The sequence below is a fragment of the Pseudoalteromonas sp. MMG012 genome, assembly GCF_018100875.1.
Lineage (GTDB): Bacteria > Pseudomonadota > Gammaproteobacteria > Enterobacterales > Alteromonadaceae > Pseudoalteromonas > Pseudoalteromonas aurantia.
In genome coordinates this window covers 1-1,672 of the sequence record NZ_JAGJEF010000179.1, presented here as the reverse complement: position 1 = coordinate 1,672, position 1,672 = coordinate 1, and the positions used below count along the sequence as shown (strand labels likewise).

Here is a 1,672-nt window from a genome sequence, read left to right as displayed (position 1 = left end):
CACAGAAGAGGGTGGATAGAAGACAAACTGCTGGAACTTGCTAAAGTATTTTGTATTGAAAAAAGAGTAAAACAGGACAGGCACACATTTCTCTCGCATTTATCTTGTTAGAAGTCCAGCCAACCTGAGGCTGAAATAAGCGCATTGATACTTTGAAATCTAAAAAGCGAGGTGCTAATTCGCAGGTGGACACAAAAAAGCTCCGTAAAAACGAAGCTTTCTCTTTTTGAATATTTGACAGGATCAATCTATTAAACCTAGAGTTTCAAGCCTTTCTTTTGCGAGAATATATCTTGCACGTACATCATCAATTTGCGCTTGAGTTAATTTTTTACCAAGGGTACGAAGCCCTCCAGTCTCATCATTATGGTGAACACCAAACGCAAACTTAAGGTATTCTAAAAGCAACGGTTGAGCATCAAGGTATGATATGGAATTCATAGCCTGAGAAATTTTGTTTGCCTCAGCCCATTCCCCTTTATTGACATATTCCTGCATAGTGACACTGGCTTTTGGAAATATACACCCAACACCTGTGATCCCACCACATGCGCCAGCAAGTCCTGCATGTACAGTTACAGTGTCAACACCAGCCAAGACTTTTAAATCTTTATTTTCTAACATCAGAGTTTCAATTACTGAAACGTCTGTCGTCGATATTTTAAGCGCAGTTACTTCAGGTAGAGCAGCAAGTCTTTTTAGAAGGTCAGTTGAAATTGCATGATAGCCCGCTGCATCGGGGTTGTTATAAGGCATAATTGTTACGCCTGCTTCTTTTGCAGCTGTTGCAGAAAGTGCATAGTATGCATACATTTCTTCATCAGAAGGCACTTCTTTAGTCTTTGGTGGCATGACCATCACAGTATCTACACCAACTGTTGCGAGTTCTTTAACGATTTTGGCAATCTCTTCTTTAGTTTCTGCCGCTGCTCCACTGATTAATGGCACATTGAACTCTTTAGCTATATCAGAAAGGGCTTTAAGTAAAGAAAGACGCTGTTCAGAGCTTAGGTAGCTATTCTCACCTAGGGTACCAGAGCCGACAAGTCCACCCATTCGGCTTCCGCCTTTTCCCTGAACTTTTAAAATATCTGCTGCGTATTTTTGTGTTGCATCAAAGTCAATTTCAAGGGCACCGCTTTCTGACTCTTTAAGCCACGTAAACACGGCCGGCATAACCGTATATCGCCAATCTGCATTATTTGTTTCCATCATATTTCCTCTTATTTAACGGATACAGTCTTTATTGTATACATTATACAATAAAAGGTGCGTCAATTAAATTACTTTCGGCAAAGTCGGAAAATTATTGGGTTACGTCTTCAATAGGCTTAAATAAAACGCTTAAAGTGTATTACAGGTCAACTTTAGTAGACCTTTTAATTCTTTAATTTTTAGTGATTTTTTGAGCGTATTCAATCATTGCACTGTCATTTGAACCTTTTATTAAAACAAGCTCCCTCTAGTGGAAAAGTTTTTTCAATTGAGGTTGTACAGCCTACCTTTGTATTGACAACAGAGCCCTAAAGTCAGATTCGTAACGGTTGGCTCGGTAATCCTCCCATTTTAGCCAACAATCAATCACCGCTTATGGCTATGAAGTTATAGAACGACTTCTTTAAGGAATTGGTTCTCGGCATTCTAGGTTGTTCTTTTTTAAACTTGAACGCGC

1 protein-coding gene is annotated in these 1,672 nt (G+C 39.4%); it reads right to left on the bottom strand.

The features are described from left to right. Positions 1-243: 243 nt before the first annotated feature. Complete coding sequence (locus tag J8L97_RS22865; protein ID WP_211053020.1) at positions 244-1,212, bottom strand: dihydrodipicolinate synthase family protein; 969 nt, start codon at positions 1,210-1,212, stop codon at positions 244-246. Positions 1,213-1,672 lie beyond the last annotated feature (460 nt).

Excerpts from the sequence above, each read along its gene's own strand:
- J8L97_RS22865 (WP_211053020.1), bottom strand. The coding sequence starts at position 1,212 with ATGGAAACAAATAATGCAGATTGGCGATATACGGTTATGCCGGCCGTG.